This is a genomic window from Aquimarina amphilecti, from assembly GCF_900109375.1.
Lineage (GTDB): Bacteria > Bacteroidota > Bacteroidia > Flavobacteriales > Flavobacteriaceae > Aquimarina > Aquimarina amphilecti.
The window spans coordinates 122,798-140,104 of the sequence record NZ_FOAB01000009.1 but is presented as its reverse complement, the minus strand read 5'-3'; the positions used below and the strand labels follow the sequence as shown (position 1 = coordinate 140,104).

The following is a 17,307-nucleotide window of genomic DNA, read 5'->3' as shown; positions in this document are numbered from 1 at the left end:
ACAGCTAATTACTAAGTCCAAAAAAAATTGACAACATCATTATACAGAAAACATTATTTCACATATAAACAGTTGAAAAATAAGTAGATTACTAAAATTTCGAATTTTCGAGTATTTAAAAAATAATTTATGCCGTACGTAATACATTGGAAGTAGTTCGTCCTTAACTTTGTTATTTCATTGAAATTTTTAAGACTTTTAGTTTCTATTAAATAACTTAATGACAAACACACCTTTTAAAAATATATTTTCTAATAGACTTACTAAGCACATTCTTTATTGGATAGGTTTAATTATATTTTTTGGAATTACATGGGGTACCTACGACAATGATTATGTCCGTTCATTTACCATTCAAACTTTTGGCTTACCAGCGAGAATGATCCTTGTTTACATATCCATATATGTTCTATTACCAGGGTTTCTATTAAAAAAAAGATTTATTTCTTTTATAATTTCTTATATCGTTTTATTAATAATTACAAGCGTCTGTATCCAAAGACCTATAATTTATTTTTATGTAGAGCCTATTTATTTTCCGGACTGGAAAAGCGAAGGTTATTTTACAATAACAGAATTGATGAATACAATTCTAGATGTAAATATTGCTGCTATTATACCATTAAGTTTTAGCTTTTTTAAATTCTATTATAATGCTCAACAAAGAACTTTAACTCTAGAAAAAGAAAAAATTGAAACTGAACTTATACAATTACGTAATCAAGTACATCCTCATTTTTTATTTAATACGCTTAATACTTTATACGGCTTGATCATAAAAAAATCTAATACAGCTGAAACTGCTGTATTAAAGTTATCCAAGCTAATGCGATATATGTTATATGAAGCCAACACACCCAAAGTATCTTTGAAAAAAGAAATAGAATATCTAAAAAATTATGTGGACCTAGAAAAACTAAGGTTTGATAATTCAATAGATATTAGTTTTAATTCCGAATCCGATAAAGATTATAAAATATCTCCTTTTTTATTAATTCCATTTGTAGAAAATGCATTTAAACACGGTACATCTTCTTCTAATAAATCATGGATTGTCATTAATATATTTACTAAGAAAAAAGAACTTATCCTAAGAGTAGAAAATTCTAAATTTAGCAGCACGAATACACAGCATGACTCAATTGGAGGCATCGGTTTTAATAATGTAAAAAAAAGATTGCAGTTGTTATACCCTAATAAACATTCATTAAAAATAGAAGATAACGAATTGTCTTATGAAGTTATTTTAAAATTAAATCTTGCTAAAACAAATCAGGATGAATAACAGAATAAAATGCCTTATTGTTGATGATGAACCATTAGCTAGAGAAATCATTGAAAATTATATTTCTAGAATTAATCATCTAGAACTTATTGATTCTTGTGCTAATGCATTGGAAGCTTTTAATATAATAACTAATAAAAATATAGATTTAATTTTTCTAGATATCCAAATGCCAGAATTAAATGGAATAGATTTTTTAAAAGACCTATCCCCTTCTACACAAGTCATTTTTACAACAGCATATAGCGATTATGCGGTAGATGCTTTTAATCTAGAAGCCATTGATTACTTACTTAAACCTATAGAATTTTCACGATTCCTAAAATCAATTAATAAAGTTTTAAAACTTTTAGATACAACTAATAGTATTCCACCCGTAACTACCAATACTGAAGAAATAGATTATCAAGACGTTTTTATATACCTTAAGGTTGAGAAGAAAATGCAAAAAATTTTTTTAAAAGATATTTTTTTTATCGAAAGTCTAAAGAACTACATTAAAATTAAAACCTCCGATCGAGAAATTATTGCTTACAAAGGCATTAGTAGCATAGAAAGTACACTTCCTAGCAAAAAATTTCTGAGAGTACATAGATCTTTTATCGTTGCAATTGATAATATCCAAGCTTTTTCTACTACAGAAATTGAAATCAAAGGAATCAAAATTCCCGTAGGAAGAAACTACAGAGAATCTGTTAAAGAAACTCTTGGGTACTTTTAAAAAAAAGGAAACTAAATGTTATCCATTTAAAAACTCATCCGTTTCTATCGAAAAATCTTCTATTTTAACTGAAAAATCATTAACCGCATTAGAAAAAGAAACTATAAAAATTGCTACCACGACCAAATAAACTTCTACTACTTTATTCATAATTATTCATTTTTATTGATTCATTTATATATACTAAAGGTATTCCTAAAACTGCCAGATAAAAACATCTAAATTGATTAATATCTGTTCTATTTTAACCAAAAAATATCTATAAAATAAAAAAAGCAGCGTGGTTAGTGCTGCTTTTCAAGTGGTTGAGTTAATAATAAAACAATTAAATACTAACTTTCTTTATAAATGTTCTGTCCTTTAGTGAGAAATAAAACTGATACTCTCCTTTAGGCATTTTAGAAAAATCATACGTTCTTTTTAATACATCTTCTTCATTTCCTATTACTTCTTCTAATACTCTAAAATCATTATCGTAAATAGTAAGATTAACTGGTGATTTTTCAGTATTATTAAACATTACTTTGATAAATCTGTTTTCTGCTTGTACTAATGGTTTAAATACGGTTACTGCAGAAGTATTGACTAATGAAACTCCTTGTTTATTTTTTAATAAAGGGGTCACTTTTATCTCATATTCAGCTTCTGTTTCTACAAAATATATTCCGTCTGGCACATTACCTAGGTTAAAATATTTCTGATAACTTGGAGTTGCCTCTAAAGTAACATTGAATAATACTTCACCGTGATAATCCTTAAGGAATAACTTCTCTCCTTTTACAACTTCTGTCAATGATACATTAACCATAGACGAATTAGTGATCTCAACTGAAACTCTTCCTGCCGCGTTAGCGATGCTGCTTGTAATGATTACTAATGCAATCAAACATAGGTTAATAACTCTTTTCATAACTTAAGGTTTTTGTTGTTGTTAATATTTTACACTGCAAATATAGCACAGAGATTATGTGTATAAATACATCTATATTTGCATATATATGTTCTATATTAACATGTAAAGCTACTCAGAAACCTTACGGAAGATAATTTAACATACGATTCAATCAATTTAACATTTAATTAATAGTTTAAATATCTTATATTTACAATTATATTATATAGAGAAAATTCCCTCAAAATGAAAAAAAGTATTAAACCTTCTTTAGAAAAAATTGTTCCTGAATTTGGCAGCTCATTTTTTTATGAAAATTTCTCTCAAGAAAAAATGAATAAAGCTCCTATTTGGCATTACCATCCAGAGATAGAAATTGTATACGTTAATGGAGGTACAGGAAAACGTCAAATAGGTAGTCATATGTCGTATTACAGAAATGGAGCATTAATGCTTATTGGTTCCAATTTACCCCATTGTGGTTTTACGGATAGCCTCACTTTAAATAAAAGTGAAACTATTATACAGATGTTACCTGATTTTTTAGGTAATTCTTTTTTCAATATTCCGGAAATGACTGGGGTTAATCAATTATTAGAGCAAGCAAAAAAGGGTATTGTATTTCATGGTGATACTAAACGTAGAATTGGAGCTCGTATTGAAGCGTTAGGAATGTTAGACCCATTTGATAGGTTATTAGGAATATTGAAAGTTTTTAAAGAAATGCAGCAGACAAAGGATTATTCTATCCTGAACGCAGAAGGTTTTGTGATTGAAACCTCGTTACAGGATAATAATCGGATCAATCTTATTTTTAATTTTGTTCAAGAAGAATTCACTAGACCAATTCCATTAGAAGAAATTGCCGATAAAGTAAGTATGAGTGTTCCTGGATTCTGTAGATACTTTAAAAAAAACACAGGGAAAACCTTTATTCAATTTGTAAATGAATATAGGTTAGTACATGCAGCAAAATTATTACACGAAAAACAAACCAGTATTACTGATATCTGCTATGAAAGTGGATTTAGTAATTTTTCACACTTCAATAAACTTTTTAAACAATTCTCTGGAAAAACTCCTAGTACCTATAGAAACGAATTAAAATATGTAGTTTCTTAAATAATATCAATTGCTCCTTTTCCTTCACGGACAAGAACAGGCTCCCCACTGGTAAGATCTATAACGGTAGAAGCCAAATTACCACCATATCCTCCATCTATTACAACATCCACAAGGTTATCCCATTTTTCTAGAATTAATTCTGGATCAGTAGTATACTCTATAACCTCATCTTCATCATAAATGGAAGTCGAAACTATAGGATTCCCCAAATTTTCTACTATAGCTTTACAAATATTATTATCTGGAACTCTAATCCCAACGGTTCTTTTCTTTTTAAAAACTGTAGGCAAGTTATTACTTCCGGGAAGTATATATGTATAAGGACCTGGAAGTGTTCGCTTTAACAATTTAAATGTGCTATTATCTATTTGTTTTACATAATCCGATAAATTGCTAAGATCACTACAAATAAATGAAAAGTTCGCTTTAGCCAGCTTAACTCCTTTAATTTTTGCAATACGCTCTAAAGCTCTATTATTCGTAATATCACAACCTAAACCATATACTGTATCCGTAGGATAAATTACCAATCCACCACTTCTTAGGCTATCAACAACCTTTTGCACTTCACGAGGATTAGGATTCTCGTTATATAATTTTATTAGTTCCGCCATGTTATAGAAAAGTAGCTAAAGATACGGTTTTAAAAGAAATCATTACTTCAGAATACTTGTATTTATTAACCTATCCATTAATTCTTCTTGTACGAAAATCTTTATTTTTAAGTCTAATTTTAATATTTAAAATATTATATTATTCAGGTATTCTTATTTATTGATATCAAATAAATTACTTTCGCATATAAAATTAGTATAATAGTGACTTTTAGAGATCTAAATTTAAGTACACAACTCCTCAATGCGCTTGACGACTTGGAGTTTAAAACACCCACTCCGATTCAGGAACAAGCTTTTTCTGTAGTGATGTCTGGAAAAGATGTTGTGGGAATTGCACAAACAGGAACTGGTAAAACGTATGCCTATATGTTACCAATTCTGAGAATGCTCAAATATTCGGTACAACAAAACCCCAGAGTTCTAGTATTAGTTCCAACCAGAGAATTAGTAGTACAGGTAGTTGATGAAATTGAAAAACTTTCTACATATATTAATTTACGAGTTACTGGAGTTTATGGAGGAACAAATATTAATACTCAAAAACAAGCGGTATCAGAAGGGTTAGATATAGTAGTAGCAACACCAGGTCGTTTATATGACTTAGCAGTTAGTAGAGCACTTCAACTCAAATCAATTCAAAAAATCGTGATTGATGAAGTAGATGTTATGCTAGATCTTGGTTTTAGACATCAATTAATGAATATTTTCGACATTCTACCTCAACAACGTCAAAATATCATGTTCTCTGCTACTATGACAGAGGAAGTAGATAAAATGATTTCTGAAATATTTAGAAACCCGAACAGAATATCTGTAGCTAAAAGTGGTACTCCTTTAGAAAACATCCAACAATTTGGTTATAAAGTTCCCAATTTTTACACTAAAGTAAACCTACTAGAACACTTATTAGCTGATAAAGAAACTTATCATAAAACATTGATATTTGTTGGTTACAAGAAGATAGCTGATCGTTTATTCGAAGCATTAGAGAAAAAATACAAAGAAGAAATTTGTATCATACACTCTAATAAAACTCAGAATTACCGATTGAGAAGTATTGAGCAATTTAGAAAAGGTGAAAACAGAATTCTTATTGCTACGGATGTAATGGCCAGAGGATTGGATATTGAAAACGTGAGCCAAGTAATCAACCTAGATACGCCTGAATATCCAGAAAACTATATGCATAGAATTGGTAGAACTGGTAGAGCAGAAAAAGAAGGAGTTTCCTTTGTTCTTACTACAGAAAAAGAAGAAGAGTTCTTAGATGCAATTGAAGGGTTAATGGAGATGCAAATAGCACAACTACCTCTTCCTGATTCGATAGAAATATCCGATCAACTAACTCCAGAAGAGCAACCTAAGGTTAAAGAAATATACAATCCTCACAAACGTCCTAATGATGATGAAGCTGGCGCTGCATTTCATGAAAAATCCGCAAAAAACAGTAAAGTCAATTTAGGAGGAAAGTATAAAAGAGAAATCAAAAAGAAATACAAAAAACCAAAAACTAAGGGAGATAAAACTTTTAACCTAAAACATAAAAAAAAGAAAAAATAATAAATTTTAAGATAACATAAATTTATGGAAAACTTAAAAAAAACCGCCTTTCTTAAAGGAAGCATCCAAGAATACATATACCTATCTTATCTATATTTATTAATAGTAGGCACATTAAGTTATTCTATTTACTATGCTTTTTTAGGAATAAACATCATTAAATATTCTACACTATTTGATATTTTATTAAGCCCTATAGTCATCCTAACAGAAAATATTAAGATTCCTTTATTTATGGGTAGTTATATTTTACTCATACTAATATTTATATGGTGGTCGCAAAAACGAATAAAAAAAAACCTAAAAAAGGAAGTCACTAAAGAAAAAGAGTTGAATCTAAAGAAACGATATGCTTCTTTACAATACATAAAATTTTTAATAATCATTATTGGTACTTTAGGATTTTATATAGGATATGCTCTAGGAGGGGGATATAAAATCAATAACAAAATAAAAAATGGTGATTTTAAAGTCAATAAATTAATTGAATTTACTGACGGAAATATGCAAAAAGTAAAATTGATTGAATTAAATAGTCTATATGTTTTTTATGTATTAGAAAACGAAAAAAAAGTATCTATTTCACCTATTTCTGGAAACATAAAAACAATTCATAATTTAGAATAATTAGATTAATGGCTTCAGTATTTGGACATGCATTAACAGCCTATGCTTTTGGAAAAAGTTTCAATAAAGAATTAGGAACATTTAAGCTTTGGGGATTAGGTATGCTCTGCGCTATACTCCCGGACGCTGATGTAGTTGGTTTTAAATTCGGAATAGCCTATGAAGATTTTTGGGGGCATCGAGGGTTTTCCCATTCACTTGTATTTGCATTAATCCTTGGCATTTTAATAACAGTACTATTTTATAATAAAAAACTAAACTCCAGAACTGGAATATTTCTTATACTCTATTTTACTATTTGTACTGCTTCACATGGAATTTTGGATGCTATGACCTCTGGTGGTTTAGGTATAGCTTTCTTTTCACCTTTTAATAATACAAGATACTTTTTTCCATGGAAACCGATACAAGTGTCACCCATTGGAGCTAGTAAATTCTTTAGTACTTGGGGCATTAAAGTATTGTTAAGTGAATTAGTATGGATCGGAATTCCGTCAGGTATTTATATATTAGCTATGCGTTTTTTAAAAAGAAAAAAGTCCTTTTAAATATATGACTAGACAGCATATAAAATCGATCACTTATATATTACTTGTATTTATTATGTCCTGTAAGCCTAAAGAAGAAGGGGATCTAATAAAAGTTTCTGATAACTTAAAGCTTGCTAAAATAAACGACCATAGCTATGTTCATATTTCTAAAATTTTTCTAGATAATGGCAAGCAATATGATAGCAATGGCTTTATATTCATAAATGATGACGAAGCATACGTATTTGATACTCCTGCTAATGACGTTGCTTCTAAACAATTAATAAACTGGCTACAAAAAGAAAAAAACACAACAATAAAGGGAGTTGTCTTTAATCACTTTCATAGAGATTGTAATGAAGGGATGGATATTTTTAAGAAGTATAATATCCCATCTATCGCTTCGCAAAAGACCGCCCATTTAATGCAAGAAAAAAAGTATGATCGGCCAGATGAAATTTTTGAAAACGAATTCGTGATTAATCTTGGTGACAAAAAAATTGTAAACACCTTTTTTGGTGAAGCGCATAGCAAAGATAATATCGTTTCCTATTTTCCTGAAGATCAAATTCTTTTTGGTGGATGTATGATAAAAAGCTTAAAAGCTTCGAAAGGAAACCTTCTGGATGCTAACGTTTTGGAATGGTCAAATACTGTGCGCAAAATAAAAAAAGCATACCCTGATCTAGAAGTTGTAATTCCCGGACATGGTTCTTATGGAGATCAAAGCCTATTGAACTATACTATTTCCCTTTTTAATGCCGAAAACTAACTTATGAGAGAATTCCAAAACAGTCACATTTCAAAAGACAAAAAGAAACCAAAAGTTACCATTTTACAGGCTTTTAAAACAATTATTTGGCCAAGACGTGGTTTAGTTTTTGTAGGGTTAATTTTAATTTTTTTTAATAGAGTTGCTGGTTTAATATTACCCTGGAAAAGTAAAACTTTATTAGATGATGTTGTACCAAGCAAAGATATGGGACAATTGTATGAACTATTAATCATTGTCGGATCTGCAATATTAATCCAGGCGACTACATCATTTTTATTAACTCGAGTTCTAAGTGTACAGGCTCAATTTTTAATTTCTGAACTTAGAGCACAAGTTCAGAAAAAAGTACTCTCCTTGCCTATCAGTTTTTTCGACAACACAAAATCGGGTGCTTTAGTATCCAGGATTATGAGTGATGTAGAAGGTGTTCGTAATTTAATAGGAACTGGTTTAGTTCAATTAGTTGGTGGTATATTTACAGCCATTGTATCTGTAGTATTACTTATTGATATCAACGGATGGATGACTCTGTTTGTTCTTATTCCTATAACTTTATTTGGTATTGTAGCTTTAAAAGCGTTTAAATATATCCGCCCAATTTTTAGAAAAAGAGGTGTTATTAATGCTGAAGTAAAAGGAAGATTAACGGAAACACTTGCCGGAGTACGAGTAATTAAAGGTTTTGGTGCAGAAGAACAAGAAAGTAAAGTTTTTGAAGAAGGTGTAGATCGTTTATTTCAAAATGTAAAAAAGAGTTTAACTGCTACTGCACTTATGACAAGCTCTTCCACTTTTCTATTAGCAGGTATTGCTTCTACAGGAATTATGGGTATCGGTGGTTATTATATGATGGAAGGAACCATGACCGCTGGTCAATTTCTATCTTTCACTATGTATTTAGCATTTATGATTGCTCCTATCGTGCAAATGAGTAACATAGGATCTCAACTTACGGAGGCATTAGCAGGTTTAGATAGAACGGAAGAGTTAATGAACATGGAACCTGAAGAAGATCAAAAAAATCGAACGATTAAACTCGAAAATATGAGGGGAGATATTATTTTCGATAATGTATCCTTTTCATACGAAGAAGGAAAAGAAGTATTACATAATATTAGCTTTAGAGCATCCTCAGGAACCGTTACTGCTTTAGTCGGAAGCTCCGGTTCTGGTAAATCAACAATAGCCGGTTTATCTGCTACTTTCCTTAATCCGGAATCTGGTCTTATTACAATAGATAGTCACGATATTTCAAAAGTTAACCTTAGCAGTTATCGTCGCAATTTAGGTGTTGTATTACAGGATGAATTTTTGTTTGAAGGTACCATCAAAGAGAATATTTTATTCCCTAGACCTGATGCAAACGAAGATCAATTACAACGAGCTGTAAAAGCGGCATATGTAAATGAATTTACGGATCGGTTTGATGATGGTCTGGATACCTTAATTGGAGAACGTGGAGTAAAACTATCTGGTGGACAACGCCAAAGAATAGCAATAGCACGAGCAATTCTAGCAGATCCTAAGATTATCATTTTAGATGAAGCTACCTCTAATTTAGATACAGAAAGTGAAGCACTAATTCAAAAAAGTTTAAACGAATTAATGAAAGGTCGTACGACATTCGTCATAGCTCATCGATTAAGTACTATCAAAAAAGCTGATCAAATTTTAGTTATTGAATCAGGAGGTATCGCAGAAAGAGGAACTCACGAAGAACTTATCCAGGCTGAAGGAAGGTATTTTGATTTATACACCTATCAAGCTAGAATTTAAAATATTAGCTGTATTATATCGTTAGTTATAAATAAACTAATCTGTTATAATGATTATTCTTTATCCTTTTACTAAAGGTTGATCGTTATCTCTTTGTGGATTTTATAAATAATTCTTAACAGACACAGATAATCGTAAACTCTTTAACCCTGTGAAAAGCTAATTACCCTATTACTTTTTGCTTTTCTATTTCAAATTAAAGCTTTTAGTCAAAATCAAATCAACCATACCTACCCCAAAACGGAAGGACCAGATAAAAACCCACTAAAAGGCTGGAATTCTGGATGGTGGGATAACTATGATATAGCATCTGTCGGTTTTCAATATATAAAATGGAAAGATTTTGAACCTACTAATGGGAACTTCGATTTTAATGCTGTAGAAGATGTTATAAATAGACCCGGATCAGCAGGAAAACATGTTATTTTAAGATTATATACAGATTGGTTTGGGACTGAACAAGATTCTGATGCAGGGCCTCAATGGCTTTATACTGATTTTGGTGTGTCTAGACTGCAATCTGGTAATAAATACATTACGGACTATAATAACCCTAATTACATAAATCAGGCCATTGAAGCGATAGAAGCTTTGGCTACTCGTTATAATAATGATCCTAGAGTATATAATATTCAAATAGGTATTTTAGGATATTGGGGAGAGTGGCATACCTTTAGCTATGATGATCCAAATTTTAATATTTCTGAGACAGCCAAAAATCAAATAATTACTTCTTATAAAAGTAATTTTTCTAATAAAAAAATAATGGGTCGATATCCTTGGAGAGATCCTTTATCTACTACTGGCAATATAGGGTTTCATAACGATTTTTTGTACCTAATAATGGTCATAGTGATGAGTTTGATGAAGCTATCAAACAAGGAAACAAATGGCTCGAAGGTCCTGTAGGAGGAGAAGTGCCTCCAATTGATGATGATGATAATGAAGAATTTATGACAGCGCTATATGAAACTCCAAAGGGATTAAGTATGATTGAGACAGGGCATTATTCTACCATGAAAATTAGTAGTGAAGAAAGACCTTGTACTAATAACCCTGATAGTCAAAGATGTTTAGGTTTCATGAAGTTACATCGTAAAATGGGATATAATTTTCAGATTGAATCTGCTTTATTTCCAGAAAACATAAATAATTCAGATAATTTAAGTGTGGATCTTACTATATCTAATGTAGGTGTCGCTCCAATTTATTATGATTGGGAAGTACAATTTGGGTTAATAAATCAAAATGATATACCCGTACAGATATTTGATACTACATTTGATTTAACAACCATATTAGACAACGATTCAAAAACTATTACCTTATCTGATCTTATAACTACAGACATCGGAGATTATAGACTAGGCGTGCGATTCATTCAACCTGATGCAGATGAAAGTAAGAATACTGCTTGGAAATTAGATGCGAGAAACGCTTATATCTTGCTAGCCAATGACATTCCAGTAATCGATGGAAAATGGAACTCTAATAACGCATTAGTTGGAGGATGGTCTATTCTAGGTAATATTACAGTCCAAGATGCTACATTGAGTATTAACGATTATAATGTTTTGGATAATTCAATTCAGATTTATCCAAACCCTACAAGCAAAAATTTAACAATATTAGATAAAAATGACATTGGACTAAAGGATATAAAGTTTAGTGACATGACCGGAAGAATAATTCAAGAAACAGACCTAAATAACTTAATAGACAATACAATAACATTGGATATTACTAATCTATCAGCAGGAACTTATAACGCTATAATTAATTCTGATCAAGGTAAAGTTCAAAAACGATTCATAAAACAGTAAAAATACTACTATAAGTAAATGACCTCCATTTTAGGAGGTCATTTTGGTTTACATTACTAACATAATTAAGTTGGTTAAAATAATTAAACGGTTTGTAAAGTTTCTTTCCTCAATTGTTTAGCAGCGCCTACCATAGTTTTAAGAGCTTTCTCTGTTTCTTCCCAACCACGGGTTTTTAATCCACAATCTGGATTAATCCACAATTGATCTATCGGAATATACTTTTGTGCTTTACGAATTAACTCAATGATTTCTTCGTCCTGAGGAACTCTTGGTGCATGAATGTCATAAACGCCTGGTCCAATTTCATTAGGATATTTATAATCTGCAAAAGCATTCAATAATTCCATTTGAGATCTAGAACATTCAATAGTTATTACATCTGCATCCAAATTTGCTATCTCGTCAATAATATCATTAAATTCAGAATAACACATATGAGTATGTATTTGTGTTCCATTAGATACAGCTGAAGAGGCAATTTTAAACGACTGAATTGCCCATTCAAAATAACTTTTATGATCTACTTGCTTTAAAGGAAGTCCTTCTCGCAATGCAGGTTCATCAATTTGAATAATTTTAATACCGTTATCTTCTAAATCCTGAACCTCATCTCTTATTGCTAATGCTATTTCATTACAAGTAACAGATTTAGGTTGATCATCTCTTACAAAAGACCATTGCAAAATAGTTACAGGTCCTGTAAGCATTCCTTTTACTGGTTTTGAAGTTAATGATTGTGCAAATAAAGTCCAATCTACCGTCATTGGATTCGGTCTCTTTACACTACCATAAATAATAGGAGGTTTAACACAACGAGATCCATAACTCTGGACCCAGCCAAATTTGGTAAAAGCAAAACCATTTAACTTTTCTCCAAAATATTCTACCATATCATTACGCTCAAACTCCCCATGAACTAAAACATCTAATCCTATTTCTTCTTGCCAATGAATTACTTTTATGATCTCTTCTTTTATGTATTCTTCATATTGCGTTAAAGAAATATTTCCTTTTTTATATTGGTACCTCCAACTCCTTACTTTTTTTGTTTGCGGAAAAGATCCAATAGTAGTCGTTGGAAAAACAGGTAGGTTTAAATTTTTATGTTGCACTTCTTTACGAAGGTTAAAAGAATTTTCTCTTACTATATCCTGCTTCGAAATTGCTTTGACTTTTTCATCTACCTCTGAATTATGAATTCTTTCTGAATTACTTCTATTCTCGTGAGATCTAATATTTCTTTCTAAGTTCTCGAATACTTTATCTCCTTTTTCAGAAAGAGTAAGTGCTTTTAATGTAGATAATTCTCTCAGTTTTTGCTTAGCAAAAGATAGCCAATCTTTAATCTCTGTCGACAAGTTCTGATTATCTTCTTCTAAATCCAAGTCACAAGGAGAATGAAGTAAAGAACATGAAGGCGCTATCAAAATAGTATTCTCTTTCCTCCTTGCTTTAGCTTCCTGAATATACTCTAACGATTTTTGATAATTATTCTTCCATATATTTCTTCCATCTACAATTCCTAACGAAAGATGTATTCGCTCCGGAATATTTTCTAATACCACATCAAGCTGTTCCGGGCATCTTACTAAATCAATATGAATAGCATCAATAAGCAACCCATCAGCGATTAATTCTAAATTATCTTGGATACTCTCAAAATAGGTTACTATCATTATTTTTAAATCCGGAAAAGAGCTTTTTAATTTAAGATATACTTGTTTATATACTTCTTTCTCTTTTTTGGTTAGATCAAGTGCTAAAAAAGGCTCATCGAATTGTATCCATTCTGCCCCTAAAGAAACCAATTTCTTTATTAAATCTATATACACTGGTATTAACTTATTTACTAGATCAATTGTTTGAAAACTTTCTCCTTTCGCTTTTCCTAATAACAGATAAGACACAGGACCAATTAATACTGGTTTTGTTTGTATACCAATTTCTTTTGCTTCATAAAACTCATCAATTACTTTCGTAGAAAACAAGGTAAACTCTTGATTTTTATAAAATTCTGGAACAATATAATGATAGTTAGTATCAAACCATTTTGTCATTTCCATCGCTGTAATATCATAGCTATCCTTTTGATATCCTCTAGCCATTGCAAAATACAGATCTAAATAACTAAGCTTATTAGTTAATAGGCCCTGATATCTTTTGGGGATCGCTCCAACCATCAATGACATATCTAAAACTTGATCATAAAATGAAAAATCATTAGATGGTATTAAATCTATACCGGATTCTTTTTGTAATAACCAATTCTCTTTTCGGATGTTTTTTCCTACCTGTAGTAAGTTCTTCCGGCTAGTTTTTCCAGACCAATATTGTTCTGAAACTATTTTTAACTCTCTTTTACTACCAATACGCGGATAGCCTAGATTGTGTGTAAGCATAACTTTTAAACTTTAAAAGATTAATATTAATTTTTAAAGCTCTTTTGAATAAATCAGTGTGCTAATAGAAATGAAGAAGAATTAAAATAATGCATCATTATGTTACCAAAAAAGCCAAAAACCTTCTCAGAATGCATCAAACTTAACCAAAACTTCAATTCGCGAAAGCAAAGTCAATTCAATGATAGGCAGGTCTCCTGACTTATAACATTTTTATCATCCTTCCCATTTTACAATAATAAAAACAGTGGATATAAATTGATAAAAACTATATGGTTACTTACAGTTGCGCGACAGCTCGTGATTCTCACACGATTCCCTATTAATTTACAATTAAGTAAAACCTATATTGGTTGATATAAAATTTTATGTAAAGAACTTTATTTCCCATAAAAGTAATTTAAATAATCTGATGATACTCCTAAAACAGTACTAAAAGAAGATTATTTAGATATTCTTAATTTAAAGTCAATCTTAACTTAGGAATTAATAATTTTAGTATCAAAATAATTAAGATTATGGAGAATAACATAAGAGGAGGCAATGCGCCAATAGCTTGTGAGTTAGAAGCTAATAAAAATTATGCTTGGTGTACTTGTGGTCATAGTATAAACCAACCGTTCTGCAATGGGAATCACAAAAAAGAAAAGGCAAGTAATCCATTAATTTTCAGTACAGAAGAAAGCAAAGAAGCATATTTATGCACGTGTAAGTTAACGAGTAACCCTCCATACTGCGATGGATCACATAATAAATAATAACCTCTCTATTTCTTAAACAATAACTAAAAAAACAGAGAGGGTACTTTGTATTATCTATTTTCTTTTAAAATATACTTCATTACCATTTAGTTCTAGTATCATTGTATTGTTACCTGGATCAAAATTAGCAGTGGCTCCTGCTCTATCAGATTTAAAACCATTCTTCTGATACCCAACTAATGGAAATGTAGGGCCATCTTTAGCACTGGCAATCAATGTTGTATTGTCCTTAGTAAAAGTAATCTGAAAAGGAAAGGATTCACTGACGTACACTCCTAGATAAACATCCAATTCTCCCGTAGTAAATTCTAATGGTGCTCTAAATACCGGAAGTTTATAATCCTGATCATAATAACTTTTTAATACATTAACTATACAATTATTAGGGGACATTACAACCCCATTGCCAATATACGAAACAACTATCTCTTCCTCTGGTAAATACATTGTGAGCGATTGAAATCCATCGATACCTCCATTATGTCCATAAGCTTGTTTGTTAAAAAAGGTTTCTCCTCCTAACCCAATTCCCATTCCTGTAGAAGTGTCCATCATTTTTTCCAATGAAGTTTTTGACACTAGTTTCTCGGAAAATAAACTATTATAAAAAATATTAACCTCAGTTGGAGTCGAAACTATTGCTCCAGCACCTATTGGAACACTCATATCTGTATGTTTTTCTATTTTAACCCACTTATCATCATTCATAACATATGAAATGGCCTCATTGTTATTGGTATTAATTTTTTTTCCGTAAGCCGTTCTTTTTAGATGCAAAGGTTTTATAATTTTAGATTCCAAAATTTCCGCATATGTTTTTCCTTCAATTTCTTCTGCTATATAAGAAAGCAACAAGTAATTCGTGTTAGAATACGCTGTTTTTTCATCTGGTTGAAACTTCGGCCCTTTTTTTAACAATCTATCGATCATTTGCTTTCTTGTATTGGATACAACCATCCATGTCATAAAATCTTCATCTTCCGTTAGATTAAACAAACCACTTCGATGTCGCAACATATGCTCAATTGTTATTTTATCTGAATTAGAAACTTTTGGAAAATAGTCACTTAACAAAGTTTCTAATTTTAATTTCTTCTCTTCCACCAATTGCATAATGATGGTAGCCGTAAAAGTTTTAGTGATAGAACCTATCCTATATTTTGTTTCTGAATTTGCTTTTACTTTATTTTCTAAATCAAGATAGCCTATAGAGTTTTTGTAAATTTCTTTCCCCTTTTTATAAATAGAAATACTTCCCATACCCTGATTATGAGTATCTAATAAATTAAATAAGCTATCTAATTTGGCTGTATTAAAAGTTTGCGCAGTAATCGTATAGCTTATTAAGAAAGCTATACATGTTATATTTTTTATCATAATATTTTATTTTTTTAAATTAACATAGGAATCATTATCAAACCAAAGAATAATTTATAGTGCTGATTACTCTTTGTGTTGTATTAAATTGTTTTAAAAAATTATCTAATAAGTAGGTTATAGTGGTGTTTTCTATTGTTCAATAAATAATCGTAATTTATCCGGATCTAGTAATAGTGTTGTAGAATATTCTAAGTCATTGCTTTGTTTATAAAACCCATCAGGACTTATTATAATATGAAAAGGAATTCCGGTAAAGCCCAGTTTTTCTCGTATCGTTATTTCATTACCATTGGTATGTAGTTGCATTCTGGAAGGGTTCTTATTTTCCAGGTATGATAACCACGAATTTTCATCTTCATCTATAGAAATATCGATAAACATAATAGTATCCATATCCTTGAATTTATCCTGCATTTGTTTTAACAATGGTTTTTGGATAATGCATGGTGCACACCAAGTAGCCCAAAAACTAACATATAATGTTTTACCTTCATAATTACTTAAAGAAACCAAATTCTTATCCTTATCAACAAAACTTAGGTCAGGCAACCGATTGTCTGATGGTTTACTAAAATCCCATAATACTAATGCGTTTATCAAATCACCTTCCGGAGTTTCTACAAATCCTTTTTGCTGAATTATCAGTGGTTGAGAAAACAAATAATATCCAAATGTAACTATCATTATAATAGTCGATATTGCTTTATATTTTTTTTGAATCTCTTTTCTAGAAAGGACTAATGATCCTATTACAAAAAATAGTAATATTAATACAAATGGGAAATATAAAAATCTAAATGGTTGAAAAACTATCAATGAAACACCCAAAAATGGAAGTAACTTAACAGGCGTGTTTTTATTTATAATTCCGCTTACATACATTCCGATACTACATATCAATATCGGAATCCAGTTTAGAGCAGAAAAATGATAAATAATTTGAGTCTCTAATAGTAAAAACATAGAACCAACCACCAGCGCAACAAACACAAGAATTCCTAAAAGAATTCTAAAAATGTATTTCTTGATCATG

At 30.5% G+C, this 17,307-nt stretch carries 17 protein-coding genes and 1 riboswitch; of the genes, 11 read left to right on the top strand and 6 right to left on the bottom strand.

Going from position 1 to position 17,307, the window contains the following annotated elements; all coding sequences use genetic code 11:
- Nucleotides 1-220: 220 nt before the first annotated feature.
- Together BMY33_RS20805 and BMY33_RS20800 are read left to right on the top strand one after the other, a co-directional pair.
- Entirely contained in the window at nt 221-1,285 is a 1,065-nt protein-coding gene (locus BMY33_RS20805; RefSeq protein ID WP_091412094.1) for a sensor histidine kinase, read from the top strand.
- Nucleotides 1,278-2,006, top strand: coding sequence for a LytR/AlgR family response regulator transcription factor (locus BMY33_RS20800; RefSeq protein ID WP_091412092.1), 729 nt, complete (start codon nt 1,278-1,280; stop codon nt 2,004-2,006). Before BMY33_RS20805 ends, BMY33_RS20800 begins: the two co-directional genes overlap by 8 nt.
- 18 nt (nt 2,007-2,024) lie before the next feature.
- Here the strand turns inward: BMY33_RS20800 and BMY33_RS23940 are convergent, their stop codons facing one another.
- Entirely contained in the window at nt 2,025-2,156 is a 132-nt protein-coding gene (locus BMY33_RS23940; RefSeq protein ID WP_280139547.1) for a hypothetical protein, read from the bottom strand.
- Between the two features lie 175 nt (nt 2,157-2,331).
- Entirely contained in the window at nt 2,332-2,916 is a 585-nt protein-coding gene (locus BMY33_RS20795) for a hypothetical protein (RefSeq protein ID WP_091412090.1), read from the bottom strand.
- A gap of 228 nt (nt 2,917-3,144) precedes the next feature.
- On the opposite strand from BMY33_RS20795, the gene BMY33_RS20790 reads away from it, so the two are divergent.
- Nucleotides 3,145-4,020: an AraC family transcriptional regulator gene (locus BMY33_RS20790; protein ID WP_091412088.1), complete on the top strand. Its 876-nt coding sequence runs from the start codon at nt 3,145-3,147 to the stop codon at nt 4,018-4,020.
- On the opposite strand, the gene BMY33_RS20785 is transcribed toward BMY33_RS20790, so the two are convergent.
- Nucleotides 4,017-4,637: an L-threonylcarbamoyladenylate synthase gene (locus BMY33_RS20785; RefSeq protein ID WP_091412086.1), complete on the bottom strand. Its 621-nt coding sequence runs from the start codon at nt 4,635-4,637 to the stop codon at nt 4,017-4,019. The two genes, BMY33_RS20790 and BMY33_RS20785, sit on opposite strands and share 4 nt — an antisense overlap.
- A 204-nt stretch (nt 4,638-4,841) precedes the next feature.
- Here BMY33_RS20785 and BMY33_RS20780 point away from each other — a divergent pair, with 204 nt between their 5' ends.
- From BMY33_RS20780 to BMY33_RS20750, 7 genes are all read left to right on the top strand, one after another.
- Nucleotides 4,842-6,200 carry a DEAD/DEAH box helicase gene (locus BMY33_RS20780; protein ID WP_091412084.1) on the top strand — a complete coding sequence of 453 codons (1,359 nt, stop codon included), beginning with the start codon at nt 4,842-4,844 and terminating at the stop codon, nt 6,198-6,200.
- Nucleotides 6,201-6,224: 24 nt separating this feature from the next.
- Nucleotides 6,225-6,827: a hypothetical protein gene (locus tag BMY33_RS20775; protein ID WP_091412082.1), complete on the top strand. Its 603-nt coding sequence runs from the start codon at nt 6,225-6,227 to the stop codon at nt 6,825-6,827.
- 8 nt (nt 6,828-6,835) lie between these two features.
- Nucleotides 6,836-7,375 carry a metal-dependent hydrolase gene (locus BMY33_RS20770; RefSeq protein WP_091412081.1) on the top strand — a complete coding sequence of 180 codons (540 nt, stop codon included), beginning with the start codon at nt 6,836-6,838 and terminating at the stop codon, nt 7,373-7,375.
- Between the two features lie 4 nt (nt 7,376-7,379).
- Nucleotides 7,380-8,129 (top strand): subclass B1 metallo-beta-lactamase, encoded by a 750-nt coding sequence (bla, locus tag BMY33_RS20765; protein ID WP_091412077.1) that lies wholly within the window; start codon nt 7,380-7,382, stop codon nt 8,127-8,129.
- 3 nt (nt 8,130-8,132) lie between these two features.
- Nucleotides 8,133-9,908 (top strand): ABC transporter ATP-binding protein, encoded by a 1,776-nt coding sequence (locus tag BMY33_RS20760; RefSeq protein ID WP_091412075.1) that lies wholly within the window; start codon nt 8,133-8,135, stop codon nt 9,906-9,908.
- A gap of 162 nt (nt 9,909-10,070) precedes the next feature.
- Nucleotides 10,071-10,817 carry a beta-galactosidase gene (locus BMY33_RS20755; RefSeq protein WP_091412073.1) on the top strand — a complete coding sequence of 249 codons (747 nt, stop codon included), beginning with the start codon at nt 10,071-10,073 and terminating at the stop codon, nt 10,815-10,817.
- 8 nt (nt 10,818-10,825) lie between these two features.
- Entirely contained in the window at nt 10,826-11,731 is a 906-nt protein-coding gene (locus BMY33_RS20750) for a DUF4832 domain-containing protein (protein ID WP_091412071.1), read from the top strand.
- A gap of 83 nt (nt 11,732-11,814) precedes the next feature.
- On the opposite strand, the gene metE is transcribed toward BMY33_RS20750, so the two are convergent.
- Nucleotides 11,815-14,133, bottom strand: a complete 2,319-nt coding sequence (metE, locus tag BMY33_RS20745) for a 5-methyltetrahydropteroyltriglutamate--homocysteine S-methyltransferase (RefSeq protein ID WP_091412069.1) — start codon at nt 14,131-14,133, stop codon at nt 11,815-11,817.
- A 170-nt stretch (nt 14,134-14,303) separates the two neighbouring features.
- Nucleotides 14,304-14,496, bottom strand: a riboswitch (cobalamin riboswitch).
- 155 nt (nt 14,497-14,651) lie between these two features.
- Here metE and BMY33_RS20740 point away from each other — a divergent pair.
- The gene (locus BMY33_RS20740; RefSeq protein WP_091412067.1) at nt 14,652-14,891 is read left to right on the top strand and encodes a CDGSH iron-sulfur domain-containing protein; all 240 of its coding nucleotides are present in this window, start codon (nt 14,652-14,654) and stop codon (nt 14,889-14,891) included.
- A gap of 57 nt (nt 14,892-14,948) precedes the next feature.
- On the opposite strand, the gene BMY33_RS20735 is transcribed toward BMY33_RS20740, so the two are convergent.
- Both BMY33_RS20735 and BMY33_RS20730 read right to left on the bottom strand, forming a co-directional pair.
- Entirely contained in the window at nt 14,949-16,271 is a 1,323-nt protein-coding gene (locus tag BMY33_RS20735; RefSeq protein WP_091412065.1) for a serine hydrolase domain-containing protein, read from the bottom strand.
- A 132-nt stretch (nt 16,272-16,403) separates the two neighbouring features.
- Complete coding sequence (locus tag BMY33_RS20730) at nt 16,404-17,306, bottom strand: TlpA family protein disulfide reductase (RefSeq protein ID WP_091412064.1); 903 nt, start codon at nt 17,304-17,306, stop codon at nt 16,404-16,406.
- Nucleotide 17,307 lies beyond the last annotated feature (1 nt).